We start from the raw sequence: 16722 nt of genomic DNA on the forward strand, positions 1-16722 counted from the left end.
CCTTTCAACCTAACAAGATGAGACAACGTACCAAAAAATCGGACGTAATGAGTAAACTGGGCGTGATCCTGTGCGGTGGTCTGGCACTGGGCGTACTGGTCAGCAATGTCCCGAATAAAGAAAAAAAAGCCGCTGATCTGAAATTTAAGCGATCGGTTTTGACCCAGGATTTCATTGCGGAAGGCGCCACCGTTGGAGACGTCAATAAAGATGGAAAAAAAGATGTGATGGCGGGTGCCTACTGGTTTGAAGCGCCCAACTGGACTCCGCACGAGCTGGCCCAACCCCAAAAGTTTTCGTACATGACCGGTTACAGCAACTCGTTCCTGAGTTTTGCACTGGACGTCAACAAGGATGGCTGGGTTGATCTGATCCGGATTGATTTTCCCGGAAAAGCCGCCGTTTGGCACGAGAATCCTAAAAACCAGCCCGGCATCTGGAAAGTACACCCCATTCATTCATCGGTCGGAAATGAATCCCCGCTGTTTGTCGATGTGGATGGCGACGGACGGCAGGATTTGCTGTGCAACGATCCGACGGCCAAGGAAATCATCTGGCTGAAGTCACCCGCTAAAAACTTCGACGAAGAATGGGAGAAGTTCGTGATCAGTAAAGGAGAAGGAACGATGGGAACCCACCAGTATACCCACGGTCTTGGACTGGGCGACATCAATGGCGACAAAAAACTGGATGTGATCATTCATACCGGCTGGTGGGAAGGCCAAACCGATCCGAAACGCAGTAACTGGACCTTTCACCCCGCCAAACTGGGCGAAGAATGTTCACAAATGTACATTTACGACGTCAATGGCGATGGCCTGAACGACGTGATCAGTTCGTCGGCGCACAAGTATGGCATCTGGTGGCATGAGCAGGGCAAAGACGGACAGGGCAATCCAACCTGGACGACCCACGAAATTGACAAGTCGATTTCCCAAACCCACGGCCTGGCGTTTGTCGATATGAACGGGGATAAAAAACCGGATCTGGTAACCGGGAAGCGGTATTATGCCCACAACAACACCGACAACGATCCCGGGCGCGATGAGCCTTCGGTTTTGTACTGGTTTGAATTTAAGCCCGGCAAAAACCCCAGTTGGACTCCGCACGAAATCGACAACAATTCAGGAGTCGGTCTGCAGGTTACCGTTGAGGACATGAACGGCGACAAAAAACCGGACGTTACGATTGGCAACAAAAAAGGAGTGTATGTTTTCGAGCAGCAAAAGTGAGCTGATATAACCAGTCGATTGGTCAGCCTGCTGGCTTCATTCCGTCTCCGGTCCGTTCAAAATGACTCTTATTTTGAACGGACCGGAGACTTTTTTAATTTATGCGTATTTTACGGAATCAATCAGCCAGCGCTCAAAACCGCTCGGTTTCCATCCTCCCCAACTTCAGGTCATGCTCAGACATTACTGTACCGTCGTTTTTCGAAACATTCTTCGCCATAAAATCTACACCGGTATTGTCCTCATCGGCCTGGCATTTGGCATGGCGGCTTTCCTGTTGATTTCCGGCTATGTGCGTTTTGAACAAAGTTACGACCGCATTCACCCGGACGGCGACCGGATTTACCGGGTCGAAAGTGTCTTCTACAAAAACAATGTTCAAACCGATCACTGGGCTACGAGCAGCAATGGTTATGTTCCGGCAATGAAACAGGCATTTCCGGAGATTGAAGCCTTCACGCGCATTGCCTGGCGCGGGTCAACCCGGGTTGTTCGGTACCAGGAAACCAAGTTCCGGGAAGATCACGTGTGTTTTGCGGACTCCAATTTCTTTACCTTTTTCGGCTATCCGGTTCGGAAAGGCGATCGGCGGACATTCCTGACGGCACCGAATACCGTAGTCATTTCGGAATCAGCCGCCCGGCGGTACTTCGGTACTGCGAATCCGGTAGGCAAATACCTGGATATCAGCACCATTGCGAGTTCTTATCATTGTGAGGTGACGGGTGTCTTTGCGGATTTGCCGGTCAATTCGACCATGCAATTCAGTATGCTGATGTCGTTTGCTACATCGAACCGGCGCAACTGGGATTTCTGGTACCAGCACGAAAGTTATTCGTTTGTCCGGCTTCGTCCGCAAACCGATCCGGCAAAACTGATCGCCAAATTTCCGGCTTTATCGGAAAAGTATAAAACCGCCGAAGCCCTGCGCGACCACGTCTGGAGCATCGATCTGGTTCCGCTGCACGATATTCACCTGAATCCGGCCACCCAAAACGAAATCGAGATCAAGGGCAATCGCCGGGCGGTTCAGTTTCTGTCGGTCATCGCATTTGTCATTCTGATCATTGGCTGGGTCAACTACATCAATTTATCGACCGCCCGGGCCATGGATCGGGCAAAAGAAATTGGGATTCGAAAAGCCGTTGGATCGCACAAATCGCTGCTGGTGTTTCAGTTTTTATTCGAATCGCTGCTGCTCAATGGAATGGCGTTGGTCCTGGCCGCCGTGTTGATACTGGTCGCTCATTTCATTTTGCCGGACTTTCTGGACATTCCGACGTCGTCCTTCGACTGGCAGGAAACGGCTCAATACGCGAGCTTTGCGGCTATTTTTCTGACGGGAATCGTCGTTTCCGGAATTTATCCGGCCCTGGTTTTATCCCGGGTAAAACCGGCATTGGCGTTGAAAGGACAATACCGGTTTACGGGCAGCGGAGCGGTTTTGCGCAAAGGGCTGGTTGTATTCCAGTTTACGGCGTCGATGATTCTGATTGTCGCAACGTTTGTCGCCGGGCGGCAGTTGGCCTTCATGTTGGATCAAAATCTGGGAATTCGGGTCGATCAGGTACTGGTGTTGAAAGCGCCGGTGAAAACCGATCAGTATCAGCAGAAAACCCGTACCCTGAAAAATGAACTCCGGTCCATTCCGGGCGTTACCGAGGTAACGGGATCGGGGGCGGTTCCGGGTAAGGAAGTGGGCCAGATGCTGGCCAACCGTCGACTGCATGAGGGCCCGGAATCTGATCGCTTGTATGAGAGCCTGATGATCGATTTTGATTTTCTGAAAACCTATGACCTGAAACTGGTTGCCGGTCGCGCTTTCGACCGCAGCCGCCCGGCCGATTCGACGGGGCTGATCCTGAACGAATCGGCAGTGAAACAGTTTGGTTTCAAATCGAATGAGGAGGCCATCGGTGAAAAAATTCTGCTGGAAGTGACCCATGACCGCACGAACGAAATCATTGGCGTCGTTAAAGATTATCACCAGCAGGGGCTACAGAAGCAGTTTACGCCCCTGATTTTGTTCATGGATCCCGAATATAGCTGGCTGCCGACCGATTTTTATTCCCTGAAATTGAACACGAATCAGGTAGATGGACTGGTCAAAAAAGTGGAAACCGTCTGGGGGCGGTTTTTCCCGGAATCGTCGATGGATTACTTTTTTCTGGATGATTTTTTCAACCGGCAATACCGGCAGGATCGCCAGTTCGGCCGTACCTTTATGCTGTTCTCGTCGCTGGCGATTCTGATTGCCTGCATGGGCCTGTTCGGAATGACTTCGTACAGCACGGCCCGGCGGACGAAAGAAATTGGCGTTCGGAAAGTGTTGGGTGCATCCGTGACGAGTGTGCTGGGCTTGCTGGCCTGGGACTCTATGCGGTTGTTGCTGGTTGCGGGTTTGCTGGCAATCCCGGTTTCGTGGTATCTGATTAATCAGTGGCTGTCGGTGTATGCCTTCCGGATTGAACTCAATCCCATTCACTGGCTGGTTCCGATGCTGATCCTGGTCCTGATTTCACTGGCAACCATCAGTTACCAGACGATCAAGGCGGCTTTGAGTAATCCAACCCAATCGCTGCAAAGTGAGTAACGTACCCACGGACTTCAGTCCGTGTATCTCCGTTTTGGCCATGATTTTTTGCCTGAATTTACATCACAAACCGCTATTTAAAAAGCACGGACTAAAGTCCGTGGGTACGTTTATGAAAATCCAATTTCTGGTTATTTGTTTTCTGGCTGTTGCCTTTCAAAGTTTGGCACAGGCTCCGGCGGCCAATCCGTTCATCAAAGAAAATTATAACAAGTTCGAATACCAGATTCCGATGCGCGACGGGATCAAACTGTTCACGGCGGTTTATGTTCCGAAGGACATTTCGGCAGAAAAGAAATACCCGATTCTGATGCAGCGCACGCCGTATTCCTGCCAGCCATACGGTGCCGACCAGTTTCCCCGACGCCGGTTTGGCCCTTCGGAATTTATCATGAAAGATAAGTATGTCATTGTCTATCAGGACGTTCGCGGTCGCTGGATGAGCGAGGGCGTTTTTCAGGAAATGACGCCACAGATTCCCAATAAGAAGTCCAAAACCGACGTCGACGAAAGCACGGATACGTATGATACCGTCGACTGGCTCATCAAAAACATTCCCAACAACAACGGGAAAGTCGGGCAGTGGGGCATTAGTTACCCCGGTTTTTACGCGTCGGTGGGGGCGTTAAGCGGTCATCCGGCCTTGGTGGCGTCTTCACCGCAAGCCCCGATGGCCGACCTCTGGCGCGACGACAGCTACCACAACGGCGCTTTTCTGATTCCGCATAACTTCAATTTTTACCCGTATTTCACCAATCGGACCGATGGAACGCCGACCAAAACGCCTTCCGGCAAGGAATTTAAGTACGGCACGGAAGACGGCTACGAGTTTTTCCTGAACCTCGGCCCGATGAAAAATTCGCAGAAAACCGGTTTGTACGAAGGCAAAGATCCGTATTGGAATGGCAATCTGGCCCACCCGAATTACGACCAGTTCTGGCAGTCGCGGAACATTTTGCCGCATCTGAAAGGCATCAAACACGCAGTGATGATAGTCGGCGGCTGGTACGACGCCGAGGATTTGCACGGTATTTTCAAGACATACGGAGCCATTGAAAAACAGAACCCCGGCATTTATAACATACTGGTGGCGGGTCCGTGGACGCACGGCGGCTGGAATGACACCGGCGATCAGCTGGGCAGCGTGAACTTCGGCGAAAAAACCGGACCGTATTTTCAGGAGAACATTGAACGGAAGTTTTTTGCGTATTTTCTGAAAGGGGAGGGCGATGCGAAATTTCCCGAAGCGCAGCTTTTTGAAACCGGTACGAATAAATGGCGGAGCTTCGATGCCTGGCCGCCCAAAGCCGCCGTCGAAAAGAATCTATACCTGTTGCCGAATGGAAAACTTTCGTTCGATGCCCCAACCGCCAGCACCGGTTTTGCGGAGTTTGTATCCGATCCGAAAAAACCGGTGCCATTTACCGAAACCATTTCGCTCGACATGAACCGCGATTACATGGTGGAAGATCAGCGGTTTGCCGCCCGCCGTCCCGACGTTTTGGTGTTCCAAACCGAGGTGCTTGACAAAGACGTCACGCTGGCTGGTAACATTCTGGCGAATTTGAAAGTCTCCACCACTGGCACCGACGCCGACTGGATGGTGAAGCTCATCGATGTCTATCCCGGCGATGCGAAGGACAATGCCAATACCGCTAAAAACGAGAAAATGAGTGGTTTTCAGCAAATGATCCGGCATGACGCCTTCCGGGGGAAATTTCGGGACGATAAAACCAATCCGAAACCGTTCAAGCCGGGCGAAGTGACCAACGTCAATTATGAACTGATTGATATTCTGCACACCTTCAAAAAAGGCCACCGCATTATGGTGCAGGTTCAGAGCACGATGTTCCCGCTCTACGACCGGAATCCGCAGAAATTTGTCCCGAATATCCACAACGCCAGCGAATCCGACTACCAAAAAGCAACCCACCGCGTCTACGGTGGGAGCTTGTTGAAAGTTCGGGTGATGGATTAAGCGGTTTTACAGACAGCCGCCGGGTGCGCCGTTCAGGTTAAACCGGAAACGGTCTTCGGCATAATGCTGCATCGTATTCGGGGTCGCACAACCGCCTTTGGCCACAATGGCATCGAAGGTAGCGTTGTTGACGACGAAAAAATCTTTCGGTCCAATGGCCATTGGAAGCAGCCACGAAAGCTGGAATTCAACCAGTTGGGTGGAACCCACCGCCAGCGTTGCCAGACTTGACAAGTCCACTGGTACCAGGTGAGAAGCTTCCAGGCGCGAAGGCAGCGAGGAATTGGAATAACGAAACGAGTAAGTCGGAGCCGGGCCCGCCGGAGCCGCTTTTAACCGTTTGACGTACGCCCTAACTTTAAAAGTTGCCGAAGGTCCCGAGGTCAGGAAAGCCTGGGCTGCCGTCAATGAGATGGCGCAATCGGCCGAGGTGAGCGTTTTGATGATGGCGGGACCTGAATTAGCCAGGATTTCAATGCTTTCGAAGTTGAATTCCGGCGGGTATTTCAGACACCGTTCGAGCTCGCAGGGCGTTTCTTTGGTCACAAAACAATAGATATACCTGGAAATCGGGAGAACGAGTCGGGCGTAGGCTGTCCACGGGCGATTGATCAGATCTTCCTTCTTGATAATCATTGGAAATGTCAGGGGGATGGGAGCGTCCAGAAGTTGATAATCCCATTGAAACGCTTTCGCCGTTATGAGCTGTTCGCCCGGAAGTGTGATCACGTTCTCGTTCAGGTACTGCGCAATCGGGTAGGCTTCGCCCATCAGGAATTGGTTTTTTTCGTCGTAAAGTAACCGGAGAACCGCCGGGTTTTTGGATTTCTTCATTTGGCTTAACTGATCCGGTGTCAGCGTCAGCCGCGAACCGTAGTAAACCCCCTTGTCGTCCCTGCGAACGGGGTAAAGCGGAGAGGACGCATCGGCTTTTTCATTGAGCACGAGCGTGTTGCCATCTATACCCACCAATGCGACGTTGAGCGAGTTGCTGGAAACCTTTTTTGGATCAATCTGGCAACTGCTAACGGCCAGAAAAAGGAGAGTTGAAGCGACGGGAGCGAGATGTTTCCACATGACTTTGAAGGAGTTAGGATAGGTGCAAATCAATTGATCAGGCTAAACTAACTCATTTGCAGACTGGCAAATCGCTATAATTAGGCAACGGTAAAACCTTTAATGGAATGGTAATAGGTAAGTTACACGATGTAATCGGTACCCATTTCATCTAAAATCAAAAAACCGGCATCGAGTCGAATGCCGGTTTTTTAATCGGGAAATGGAATCTATGACAAATACTTCCGAAGCATCCACGCCATTTTCTCGTGGTCTTCCATCAGATTAGTCAGGAAGTCGGCGGTTCCGGCATCCTCCAGTTCTTCGCATTTGCTGACATCTTCACGCAGTTCCCGAATCGATTGTTCGTGGTCGTCGAGCAGGCGTTTGAACATGTCTGGGGTCTTAATCTCATCACTTTTGTCTTCCTTCAGGCTCGTCAGTTTCAGGAAATCTTCCATCGTTGAAACCGGGCGTCCCCCCAGGGTTCGGATGCGCTCGGCTACTTCGTCGATGGCCGCTTCGAGCTGGGTATACTGTTTTTCAAAAAATTCGTGGTATTCCAGAAAACTTGGCCCGCTCACGTTCCAGTGGTATTTGCGGGTTTTAATGTATAAAACGTGTTGGTCGGCCAGTAGGGCGTTCAATAGTTCGTTGACTTGTTTCAGGGTGTCTTGATCAAGACCGATGTTGAGTTTCATGTCTTTTGTGTCTTAAAATGAGCAACAGCTTGTGTAAGCCGATCTAATTTTTAAACCACTGAAACTTCGGTTTGTTTTACTGGAATTACAAAACAACACTCTATCATTCTAGTTTAGCCATAGACAAGAGAAGTAGGACAAGTGAGTAGAGAGCGGTGTGGGATCTTTTGTCTCACCTCTTATCGCGCTTGTCTTAAAAAATCAACGGTATGAAGCAATCGAAAACAAAGCGGTTTTTCTCGGATGCCTGGACGCTTCTCGTAGGATCCTTCAACGGATTTTCCGACGATCGGGGATTAAAACTAAGTGCCGCGCTGGCCTATTATACGGTTTTTTCGTTGGCCCCTCTTCTGGTTTTGCTGATTTCCATAACGAGTATTTTTTATGGCGAAGAGGCCATTCGGGGGCAGGTTTTTTCGCAAATCAACGGGTTGGTTGGCAATCAGGCGGCTGGCCAGATTCAGGAAATGATCAAGAGCGTGGAGCTTTCGGGGAAAACCAACGTTGCCCTGATCACCGGTATTTTCACCCTGATTCTGGGTGCAACCAGTATTTTCGTTGAAATTCAGGATTCGATCAACCTGATCTGGCGGGTGAAAGCCAAGCCCAAGAGGGGTTGGGTCAAGATATTGAAAGACAGACTTTTATCGTCCTCACTAATCGTCAGCCTGGGTTTTCTGCTCGTGGTATCGCTAATTGTCAATGGGATTATTCTGGCGCTGAGTGATCGATTGACCCGGCATTTTCCTGATCTGGCCGTCATTTTTGTCGAAGCACTTAATTTCCTGATTAGCTTCGGGGTCATTACGGTTTTATTTGGCGTCATTTTTAAAGTGCTTCCTGATGCTAAAATAGCCTGGAAGGACATTCGATGGGGTGCCATTTTTACCGCCTTGCTCTTTATGCTCGGTCGATACCTGATCGGTTTATACATCGAAACCTCCAGCACCGGTTCGACCTACGGAGCCGCAGGTTCGCTGATCGTTATTCTGGTCTGGATTTATTACACGGCGGCCATTCTGTATTTCGGTGCGGAATTTACGCAGGTCTACGCCGAGCATTACGGGATTAAAATCGAGCCAGCCGACTATGCGGTTTATGTCGAGCAACAGGAAAAAGAGCGGAATATTCGTACGCTGCCGCCCCAAAAAAACACGGAAACGGTGAAGGAATAGGCGGTTATTTCAGGTGCGAATAACCGTATTCCTTGCGTAGAATTTCTTTCAGAATCGTCTCCTCTTCATCGTCCAGTCCGGCAACGGTCAGCTGAGATGCATCGGGTTCAACGGTGATGGTATGTGCGTTGTCTTTATTCAAAAAGGGCATTCGTTTGGCAAGAACTTCAATAGCGTCCTGCTGTAGTTTTTCCTGTTGGGGAGTCATTTTGAGAAAGGAATTGGTTGAATTTAGTTTTACTTTCAGACGTTACTTATCACGAATAAATGTTTGGATTCTTTCTTCTAATTCCTCGGCGTATGGATTTGCTTCTCTGAAAATTGCTGAGCTGAAGAAACTTTCACCGTCATTATAATCTAATTTTCGGTACCCTGCTTTAAATTGTTGATACAATTTTTCGAACAATGTATTTCTTACTTGTTGCAGTCCGTTGGCCTGACTACAGACATAAACAACGATCAAATCAGGCTGTTTTTGAAAAGCAAGGTAAAGGACTTTGACAACAGTTGGTAGAATTCTTGGGTCAAATCCAGAACGGCTACGTACCCGATGTTTGCGTTCAAAACCAAACATCAAAACGAAAGTTGAGAAGGAAGCGTCGGGTAAATAATTTGAACCGTCGGTGAAATAAACACTGTAGATGCTACCATTTTCGGTAGTAAAAAGAATGTCATCGTTGTCCTCAACGAGAGGATAACTTAAAAGGTTTGACAAATTTAATTCCGGCCGGTTTGTTGGATTTGTCTCCACTCTTGATGTACTCTTCTATTTTCTTTTGATCCTCAGTCATCTTCTTGATGACATCTTTGGGTCTCACTATTACTTCTGCCATATCTAATTCCAGTTTTGATATGCGGCTTGTACGTTGTGAAACATACATCTTGTTTTAAGAATTCATTTAATTCTCATTTAGTAATATTACTGGAATCGTTGCTTATATCCAAATGCATAAACGCCACAAAAAAACCGCCTAAGCGTAAAGGCGGTTTTTTTGTTGGGTTGGTTTTAATTGGCTTACGATTTGCGCTGCTCTTTCGCCCAGGTGTCTTTCAGCGTAACCGTGCGGTTAAAGACCAGTTTTTCATCCGTCGAATCTTGATCGATGCAGAAATAGCCTTTGCGGATGAACTGGAATCGATCACCTGCCCGGGCGGTTTTCAGGCCCGGCTCCACGAAAGCCTGAATGGTTTCCAGCGATTTGGGATTGATAAAGTCTTTAAAATCACCTTCTTCCGATGAAGGATCTTCAACCGTCAGCAAGCGATCATACAACCGAACTTCCGCCGGAACCGCATGAGCCACCGAAACCCAATGGATGGTTCCTTTCACATTGATACCCGACGTATCCGAACCGCTCCGGCTTTCCGGAATGTAAACGCACCGGAGTTCGGTTACCTCACCTGCTTCATTTTTGACGACTTCCTCGCATTTAATGATATAAGCACCTTTCAGCCGAACCATGCCGCCGGGCGACAACCGAAAGTACTTTTTCGGTGGATTTTCCAGAAAATCGTCGTGCTCAATGTAGAGTTCCCGCGAAAAAGGCACCAGACGATGACCGCTTTCGGCGTCTTCCGGGTTATTTTCAATCGCTACTTCATCGACCTGACCTTCGGGATAATTGGTCAAAACCACCTTGATCGGTTTTTCGTCGACCACCGCCATCACCCGCGTCGTGGTTTTGTTCAACTCTTCCCGAATGCAAAATTCGAGCAAACCGACATCGATCAGGTTATCGCGCCGGGCAATCCCGATGCGGTCGGCAAACTCCCGAATGCTCGCCGGGGTGTAGCCGCGACGGCGCAAACCGGCAATCGTCGGCATGCGTGGGTCGTCCCAACCGCTTACGTGGCCTTCGTTCACCAGTTGCAGCAGTTTCCGTTTGCTCATGACGGTGTAAGTCAGGTTCAAACGGGCGAATTCGATTTGCCGGGAGGGAAATATAGCGAGCTTGTTGATGTACCAGTCGTAAACCGGGCGATGCACTTCAAATTCCAGCGTACAAAGCGAGTGTGTGATCTGTTCGATGGAATCCGACTGCCCGTGGGCGAAATCGTACATCGGGTAGATACACCATTTGTTGCTCGTGCGATGGTGATGAATGTGCCGGATGCGGTACATAATCGGGTCGCGAAAGTGCATGTTGGGCGACGCCATGTCAATTTTAGCGCGCAGCACTTTGGCACCGTCCGAAAATTCGCCCGCTTTCATGCGCCGGAATAAATCCAGGTTTTCATCGACCGAACGCGTCCGGTATTGGCTTTCTTTTCCGGGTTCGGTGGGTGTGCCTTTTTCCGAGGCAATCACTTCCGCCGTCGAATCGTCGACGTAAGCGTAGCCTTTCTGAATCAGATTTTCGGCAAACGTGTAGAGCTGATCGAAATAATCGGACGCATAAAACTCGTTTTCCCATTCGAAACCGAGCCAGCGCACATCCGCTTTGATCGAATCGACGTATTCGGTATCCTCCGTAACCGGGTTCGTATCGTCGAAGCGGAGATTGGTTTTTCCACCGTATTTATCCGCCAGTCCAAAATTCAGGCAAATGGATTTGGCGTGGCCGATGTGCAAATAGCCGTTGGGTTCGGGCGGAAAGCGCGTGTGGACGCGACCGCCGTTTTTGCCGCCGGCGATATCCTCTTCAACAATTTGCTCAATGAAATTCAGCGAACGTTCCGCTGGCGCATCGTTCCGGCGTTCCGATTCGTCAGACGTACGAATATGGGTATCTTTGGGTACTTCAGGCATACCACATTAATCAGGTGATGAATGTACTAAATTACAGCCTAAGTTGGCTTTGACAAGGGAAGTCTAATTCCGACGGCTCATTTCGTCCCGAATTTTGGCGGCTTTTTCATATTCCTCCTTTTTCAGGGCTTCGTCCAGCGATTGCTGGAGTTCGTCGTACGTCATGTCTTTCAACTGTTCGGTCAGGGACCGCGACGAGCGGGACGTCGTCTGGGGAACGAGTTCTTCCTGTTCCTCGGCTTCGTCGGTCGCGCTGGCGGTAATACCGGCTTCGGAAAGAATGGATTCGTAGGTGTAAATCTGAACGTTAAACCGGATTCCAATCGCAATGGCATCGGAGGGGCGGGCGTCCACAACGGTTTCGCGCGTGCCGTCGGTACAAACGATCCGGGCAAAGAAAATGCCTTCCCGCAGGTCAGAAATGACGATTTCACGAACCGTAAAGCCGAATTTATCGGCAAAGGATTTGAAGAGGTCGTGGGTCATCGGGCGGTTGGGCACAATCTTCTCGATCTCGATGGCGATGGCCTGTGCTTCAAACATACCGATGATGATCGGCAACCGGCGGTTCCCGTATTCTTCTCCCAATACCAGTGCAAACGAACCCGACTGCGATTGGCTGGGCGACAAACCTAAGATTTCAAGTCTAATCTTCTCCACGACGCAAAGTTAATAGAGTTTGGGAGTTTAGCGGTTTGCAGGTTTAGGAGTTTTTTCACCAGAAACTAAAAAAATCCTAAAACCGCAAACCACTAAATGCCCAAACACAAAAGTTTAAAGTTCTTTCACCGCTTTCGTCAGCCGGGGCAACACGTCGAACACGTCGCCGACGATGCCGTAATCCGCGGATTTGAAAAACGGCGCTTCCGAATCTTTGTTGATAACTACAATGACCTTCGATGAGTTCACGCCCGCCAAATGTTGAATGGCGCCGGAAATTCCGCAGGCAATGTACAGGTTCGGGCTGATTTTGATGCCTGTCTGGCCAACGTGTTCGTGGTGAGGTCGCCAGTCGAGGTCCGAAACCGGTTTGGAGCAGGCGGTAGCCGCGTGCAGTGCTTTGGCCAGATTTTCCACAATACCCCAGTTTTCCGGGCCTTTTAATCCCCGGCCCGCCGAAACAACCAAATCCGCTTCGGGCAGGAGAACGTCGCCGGTCGCTTTTTCCACATTGGTCACTTTAACGGTAAAATCGGAGTCGTTCAAGGCCGGTTTGAAGGCTTCAACGGGAGCCACCGCGTCGGTTTCTTCGGGCGTAATCGTATTTTTCTTGATCGTCAGAATTTTCTTCTCCGCCGTCAATTCCGTGATCGCAAACGCTTTTCCGGTGAAGATGCTGCGTTTCACCCGAAAACCGCTGGATAAATCCGGTAATTCGATGACATTGGCGGCCAAACCCGCTTTTAGCTTTCCGGCCAGACGAGCCGCCATTGAATCGGCCAGCGACGATTTTGCGAGCACAATGATGGTCGCACCTTCCTGATGGACGGCTTCGGCCACGGCGCTGGCGTACGCCAGTGCATTGCCTTCGTTCAACCGGGTTTCGCTGGCATGCAACACCTTCGCGGCCCCAAACCGACCGGCTTTCGCTAATTCATCGGCGCTTCCTTCGCCCAGCACGAGGGCCGTGGCGGTGGTGCCGGTTTGTTCAGCGACTTTTGAACCGTAATATATTGCTTCGAGCGACGATTTCTTGATTGCTCCTTCTTCTAATTCAGCAAATATTAAAACTGACATGGATTTTTAGGGTTATAAAGGTTCGAAATTTGTTGTTACACAGGGTTTATCAGAGGAAATCAGGGTTAATCAAAGTTTCTCTGATCACCCTGATTTCCTCTGACAAACCCTGTGTAACAACTCTCTATATCACTTTAGCCTCCGTACGCAGCAACTTGATCAGCGTTTCGGCTTCTGACGCGGGGATCATCTTGCAGGCTCCGCGGGCGGGCGGCAGTTCGTAGCTGGAAATCTGGGTGAGCGTATCATTTCCCGAAGGTTCAACGACGGTCAGCTTTTTGGTCCGGGCCGTCATGATGCCGCGCATGTTCGGAATTTTCCACTCGGCGATTGGTTCCTGACAGCCTAAGACCAACGGCAAACCGGCTTCCAGATCTTCGTGACCACCCTCGATTTCGCGGGTGATTTTTGCGGTGGTTCCTTCAATGGCGAGTTTCATCACCGGCGAGATCGACGGAATACCGAGCATTTCGCCCACGATGCCGTGAACCTGACCGCCGTTGTAGTCGATGGATTCGCGGCCCATCAGGATTAAATCGTAGTTATTCTCTTTCGCAATGGCGGCAATCTGTTCGGCGACAAAATAGGCGTCGGTCGGTTCGGCATTCACCCGGATCGCGTCGTCGGCACCAATGGCGAGACACTTCCGGATTACCGGTTCCGCGTCGGCTTCCCCGACATTCAGCACCGTAACTGTTCCGCCCAGTTGCTCCTTTAACTCGACCGCCCGTGAGAGCGCGTAATCGTCGTAAGGGCCGGTAATGAATTGCACGCCTGCTTTATTAAGTTTGGTATTGTTATCCGTGAGCGTAATTTTGGTGATGGTGTCCGGCACACTCGTGACACACACTAAAATCTTCATGTTGTCTGTGGTTTAGATGTGATACGGGCAAAAATACAAACTTGCCGGAAATAAAACGTATGCTTGCATACTAATTATCTGTCTCGGTGTTCAGTTTCCGGTTTTCGGTGGCTGACGCCTACTTACAATTTACGCGTCAGCCGCGGAAAACGAATACTGTAAACCTAAAAAACTGTGAACAATACCCGAATTCAGCTTCTCCTCCAATTTATAGAAGAACAACCGGACGATCCGTTCAATGTGTATGCGTTGGCAATGGAATACCGGGATGAACAGCCCGCACAGGCTTTGCAGTATCTGGAGAAATTACTCGACCAGCATCCCACGTATTTGCCGACCTATTATAAGGCGGCTGAGCTTCTTACCGAACGGAACAACCGGACCGAAGCGGAGACTGTTTATCTGCGGGGAATTGAACTTGCCCGGGAGCAGAAAAACGAGAAGGCCTTTCAGGAGTTGAACCGGGCGTACCGGTCATTTCAGGATGAGGAGGATGATTATTGAAACCGTTGGGATTGGTTACAGTAGGCGATGCGGTTTCTGTTCTTATTACGATAAACCTAATTAACGATCATGAAAAAATACGTTCTGCTGACTTCGATTGCCTTTCTGCTGACTGCGACGACATTCGGTCAACGGTTTGGTAAAACGTTGAAAGACACGCCCGGTATGGTGTCGTACACCATGCGTAATGAATTTGCGAAAGACATGCCCGCCACACTCGACAAAATTAAGTCGATGGGCATCACCAACATCGAATTTTCCAGCCTTTTCGGAAAAACCGCAGCCGAAATTCGCGCCGAACTCGATAAACGCGGTATGGTCTGCACCAGCCACGGTGTTGGATACGACGACCTGATGAAAAAGATGGACATGGTGATTGAGAATGCCAAAACGCTGGGTGCCAAATACGTCCGACTGGCCTGGATTCCGCATCAGGGAAAATTTACGCTGGAGGCTGCCCAAAAAACCGTCAGCGAGTTTAACACGATCGGGAAACAGTTGAAAGACAAAGGGTTGATGTTCGTATATCATAACCACGGTTTCGAGTTCGAACCGTACGAAAATGGCACGCTGTTCGATTACATCGTTCAGAAAACGAACCCGGAAGATGTGAGCTTTGAAATGGACGTTCTGTGGGTTTATTTTCCGGGTCAGGACCCCGCCAAACTGCTCGAAAAATACCCGAAGCGGTTTAAGCTGATGCACATGAAAGACCTCAAAAAAGGGGTCGAGGGCAACATGTCGGGCGGTACACCTCCCGAAAACGACGTGGCTCTGGGATCGGGGCAGATCAATCTGACGGCCGTTCTGAAAGCCGCTAAAAAATCATCGATCGAGTATTTCTACATCGAAGACGAAAGCCCATCGGCGCAGCAGCAAGTACCACAAAGTTTGGCATATCTGAAGTCGATTTAATGTTTGCTGATAGGAACGCGGATGGACCGGATTTTTATCCGTTCAAATCCGGTCCATCCGCGTTCCTATCCACTCCCGCGTATTTTCCAGAGAAACTGACGGCTTGATCATTCCGGACTCAAACGGCAACAGCGGTTCCTGCCGGAAAACCTTCTGGGGAAAATCCGGATTGGCAATCGCATACCGGCCAATTGCCAGTAAATCACCCAGTTCTTCCGTTAGAATCTTGTTTGCCAGGCTCAGATCGTGCAAACCGCCGTTCGCGATAACCGGACAGTCCAGCATCTGGCGGGCAATCCCCGTCGACGAACTGCCGTCGGCATACACACATTCTCGCTGCCAGCCACCGCCCTCGGCGGCCAGGTGCAGGTAATCGGGAGCCGCTTTTTTCACTTCCGCAAAAACCGCCCGGGCCATTTCGGCGCCTTCTTCCCAGCGATACGTCAGGTTGTTCACTTTCCCTTCCGATAAGCGCAGGCCGACGATGAAATCGTTTGGAACTGCTGCGCGGATTTCATGCATCAGTTCGGCAATAAAGTGAAAGCGGTTTTCAACCGAGCCACCGTATCGATCGGTTCGCTGATTGGTATAAGTTGTCAGGAACTGGTCGGGCAAATAGCCATTGGCCCCGTGGATTTCAATTCCATCGAAACCGGCTTCAACGGCATTTAGGCCCGCCTTTACATAGCCTCTGATTGCGGTTTTGATGTCTTCAACCGTCATTTCTTTCGGATGGGTAAATGTCGGCAAGCCACCCGACGAGGCAGATGGTTTACCGATTGGCGGAATGGCCGAAGGAGCGAGGGTTGTTGTCAGGACTTGCGACAAGGCTCCGGCGTGCATGAGTTGAGCGATAAAAACCGTCGGGTATTGTCTGACCCGGGTGGTGAGCCGGAGCCAGGATTTTACCTGTTGCTCCGTCACCAGTCCGGGTTGATTCGGATTGCAGACCGACGCGATCGAATCGGTATAAATACCTTCTGTAATAATCGCGGCAAAACCGCCGGTTGCAAAAGCTTCGTAATAATCGGCCATTGAATCAGTCGGAATTCCGTCGGAGGTGGCACTGACACGCGTCATGGGCGCAACGACAAACCGGTTTGAAAGCCGCCGTTGACCAAGCCGAATGGAATCAAAAAAAGAGTGCGCGTTCGGGTTCATTTTGTGATCGGTTTATTGACCACAAAATTCCGGCGGGTTTCGTTTTTTACACTTAAACC

15 protein-coding genes are annotated in these 16722 nt (G+C 50.1%); 6 read left to right on the forward strand and 9 right to left on the reverse strand.

Going from position 1 to position 16722, the window contains the following annotated elements:
• The first annotated feature begins 17 nt into the window (after window positions 1–17).
• The 3 genes from EHT25_RS03140 to EHT25_RS03150 all read left to right on the forward strand — a co-directional run bounded on the left by EHT25_RS03140 (window position 18) and on the right by EHT25_RS03150 (window position 5803).
• A complete protein-coding gene (locus tag EHT25_RS03140; protein ID WP_229311418.1) occupies window positions 18–1232 on the forward strand; it encodes an FG-GAP repeat domain-containing protein in 1215 nt (404 codons plus the stop codon).
• 172 nt (window positions 1233–1404) lie between these two features.
• Entirely contained in the window at window positions 1405–3825 is a 2421-nt protein-coding gene (locus EHT25_RS03145; protein ID WP_185731265.1) for an ABC transporter permease, read from the forward strand.
• 112 nt (window positions 3826–3937) lie between these two features.
• The gene (locus EHT25_RS03150; RefSeq protein ID WP_124870527.1) at window positions 3938–5803 is read left to right on the forward strand and encodes a CocE/NonD family hydrolase; all 1866 of its coding nucleotides are present in this window, start codon (window positions 3938–3940) and stop codon (window positions 5801–5803) included.
• Between the two features lie 6 nt (window positions 5804–5809).
• Here EHT25_RS03150 and EHT25_RS03155 read toward each other — a convergent pair whose 3' ends face one another.
• Both EHT25_RS03155 and EHT25_RS03160 read right to left on the reverse strand, forming a co-directional pair.
• On the reverse strand, window positions 5810–6880 hold the full coding sequence (locus tag EHT25_RS03155; RefSeq protein WP_124870530.1) for a hypothetical protein: 1071 nt from the start codon (window positions 6878–6880) through the stop codon (window positions 5810–5812).
• A gap of 209 nt (window positions 6881–7089) precedes the next feature.
• Entirely contained in the window at window positions 7090–7560 is a 471-nt protein-coding gene (locus EHT25_RS03160) for a Dps family protein (protein ID WP_124870532.1), read from the reverse strand.
• 209 nt (window positions 7561–7769) lie between these two features.
• Here EHT25_RS03160 and EHT25_RS03165 point away from each other — a divergent pair, with 209 nt between their 5' ends.
• Window positions 7770–8735 (forward strand): YihY/virulence factor BrkB family protein, encoded by a 966-nt coding sequence (locus EHT25_RS03165; RefSeq protein WP_124870535.1) that lies wholly within the window; start codon window positions 7770–7772, stop codon window positions 8733–8735.
• Window positions 8736–8739: 4 nt separating this feature from the next.
• Here EHT25_RS03165 and EHT25_RS03170 read toward each other — a convergent pair whose 3' ends face one another.
• From EHT25_RS03170 to EHT25_RS03195, 6 genes are all read right to left on the reverse strand, one after another.
• Entirely contained in the window at window positions 8740–8943 is a 204-nt protein-coding gene (locus EHT25_RS03170; protein ID WP_124870538.1) for a hypothetical protein, read from the reverse strand.
• 42 nt (window positions 8944–8985) lie between these two features.
• Window positions 8986–9450 (reverse strand): hypothetical protein, encoded by a 465-nt coding sequence (locus tag EHT25_RS03175; RefSeq protein ID WP_124870541.1) that lies wholly within the window; start codon window positions 9448–9450, stop codon window positions 8986–8988.
• Window positions 9451–9750: 300 nt separating this feature from the next.
• A complete protein-coding gene (locus EHT25_RS03180) occupies window positions 9751–11484 on the reverse strand; it encodes a glutamine--tRNA ligase/YqeY domain fusion protein (protein ID WP_124870544.1) in 1734 nt (577 codons plus the stop codon).
• A gap of 63 nt (window positions 11485–11547) precedes the next feature.
• A complete protein-coding gene (locus tag EHT25_RS03185) occupies window positions 11548–12144 on the reverse strand; it encodes a bifunctional nuclease family protein (protein ID WP_124870547.1) in 597 nt (198 codons plus the stop codon).
• Between the two features lie 114 nt (window positions 12145–12258).
• Complete coding sequence (locus tag EHT25_RS03190; protein WP_124870551.1) at window positions 12259–13221, reverse strand: electron transfer flavoprotein subunit alpha/FixB family protein; 963 nt, start codon at window positions 13219–13221, stop codon at window positions 12259–12261.
• 124 nt (window positions 13222–13345) lie between these two features.
• On the reverse strand, window positions 13346–14083 hold the full coding sequence (locus tag EHT25_RS03195) for an electron transfer flavoprotein subunit beta/FixA family protein (RefSeq protein ID WP_124870554.1): 738 nt from the start codon (window positions 14081–14083) through the stop codon (window positions 13346–13348).
• Window positions 14084–14257: 174 nt separating this feature from the next.
• Between EHT25_RS03195 and EHT25_RS03200 the strand changes: the two genes are divergently transcribed.
• Entirely contained in the window at window positions 14258–14587 is a 330-nt protein-coding gene (locus EHT25_RS03200) for a tetratricopeptide repeat protein (protein ID WP_124870557.1), read from the forward strand.
• A 69-nt stretch (window positions 14588–14656) separates the two neighbouring features.
• On the forward strand, window positions 14657–15502 hold the full coding sequence (locus EHT25_RS03205; protein WP_124870560.1) for a sugar phosphate isomerase/epimerase family protein: 846 nt from the start codon (window positions 14657–14659) through the stop codon (window positions 15500–15502).
• Between the two features lie 42 nt (window positions 15503–15544).
• On the opposite strand, the gene EHT25_RS03210 is transcribed toward EHT25_RS03205, so the two are convergent.
• Complete coding sequence (locus EHT25_RS03210) at window positions 15545–16663, reverse strand: NADH:flavin oxidoreductase (RefSeq protein WP_124870563.1); 1119 nt, start codon at window positions 16661–16663, stop codon at window positions 15545–15547.
• Between the last annotated feature and the right edge of the window lie 59 nt (window positions 16664–16722).

The organism is Larkinella rosea, assembly GCF_003858635.1.
GTDB lineage: Bacteria > Bacteroidota > Bacteroidia > Cytophagales > Spirosomataceae > Larkinella > Larkinella rosea.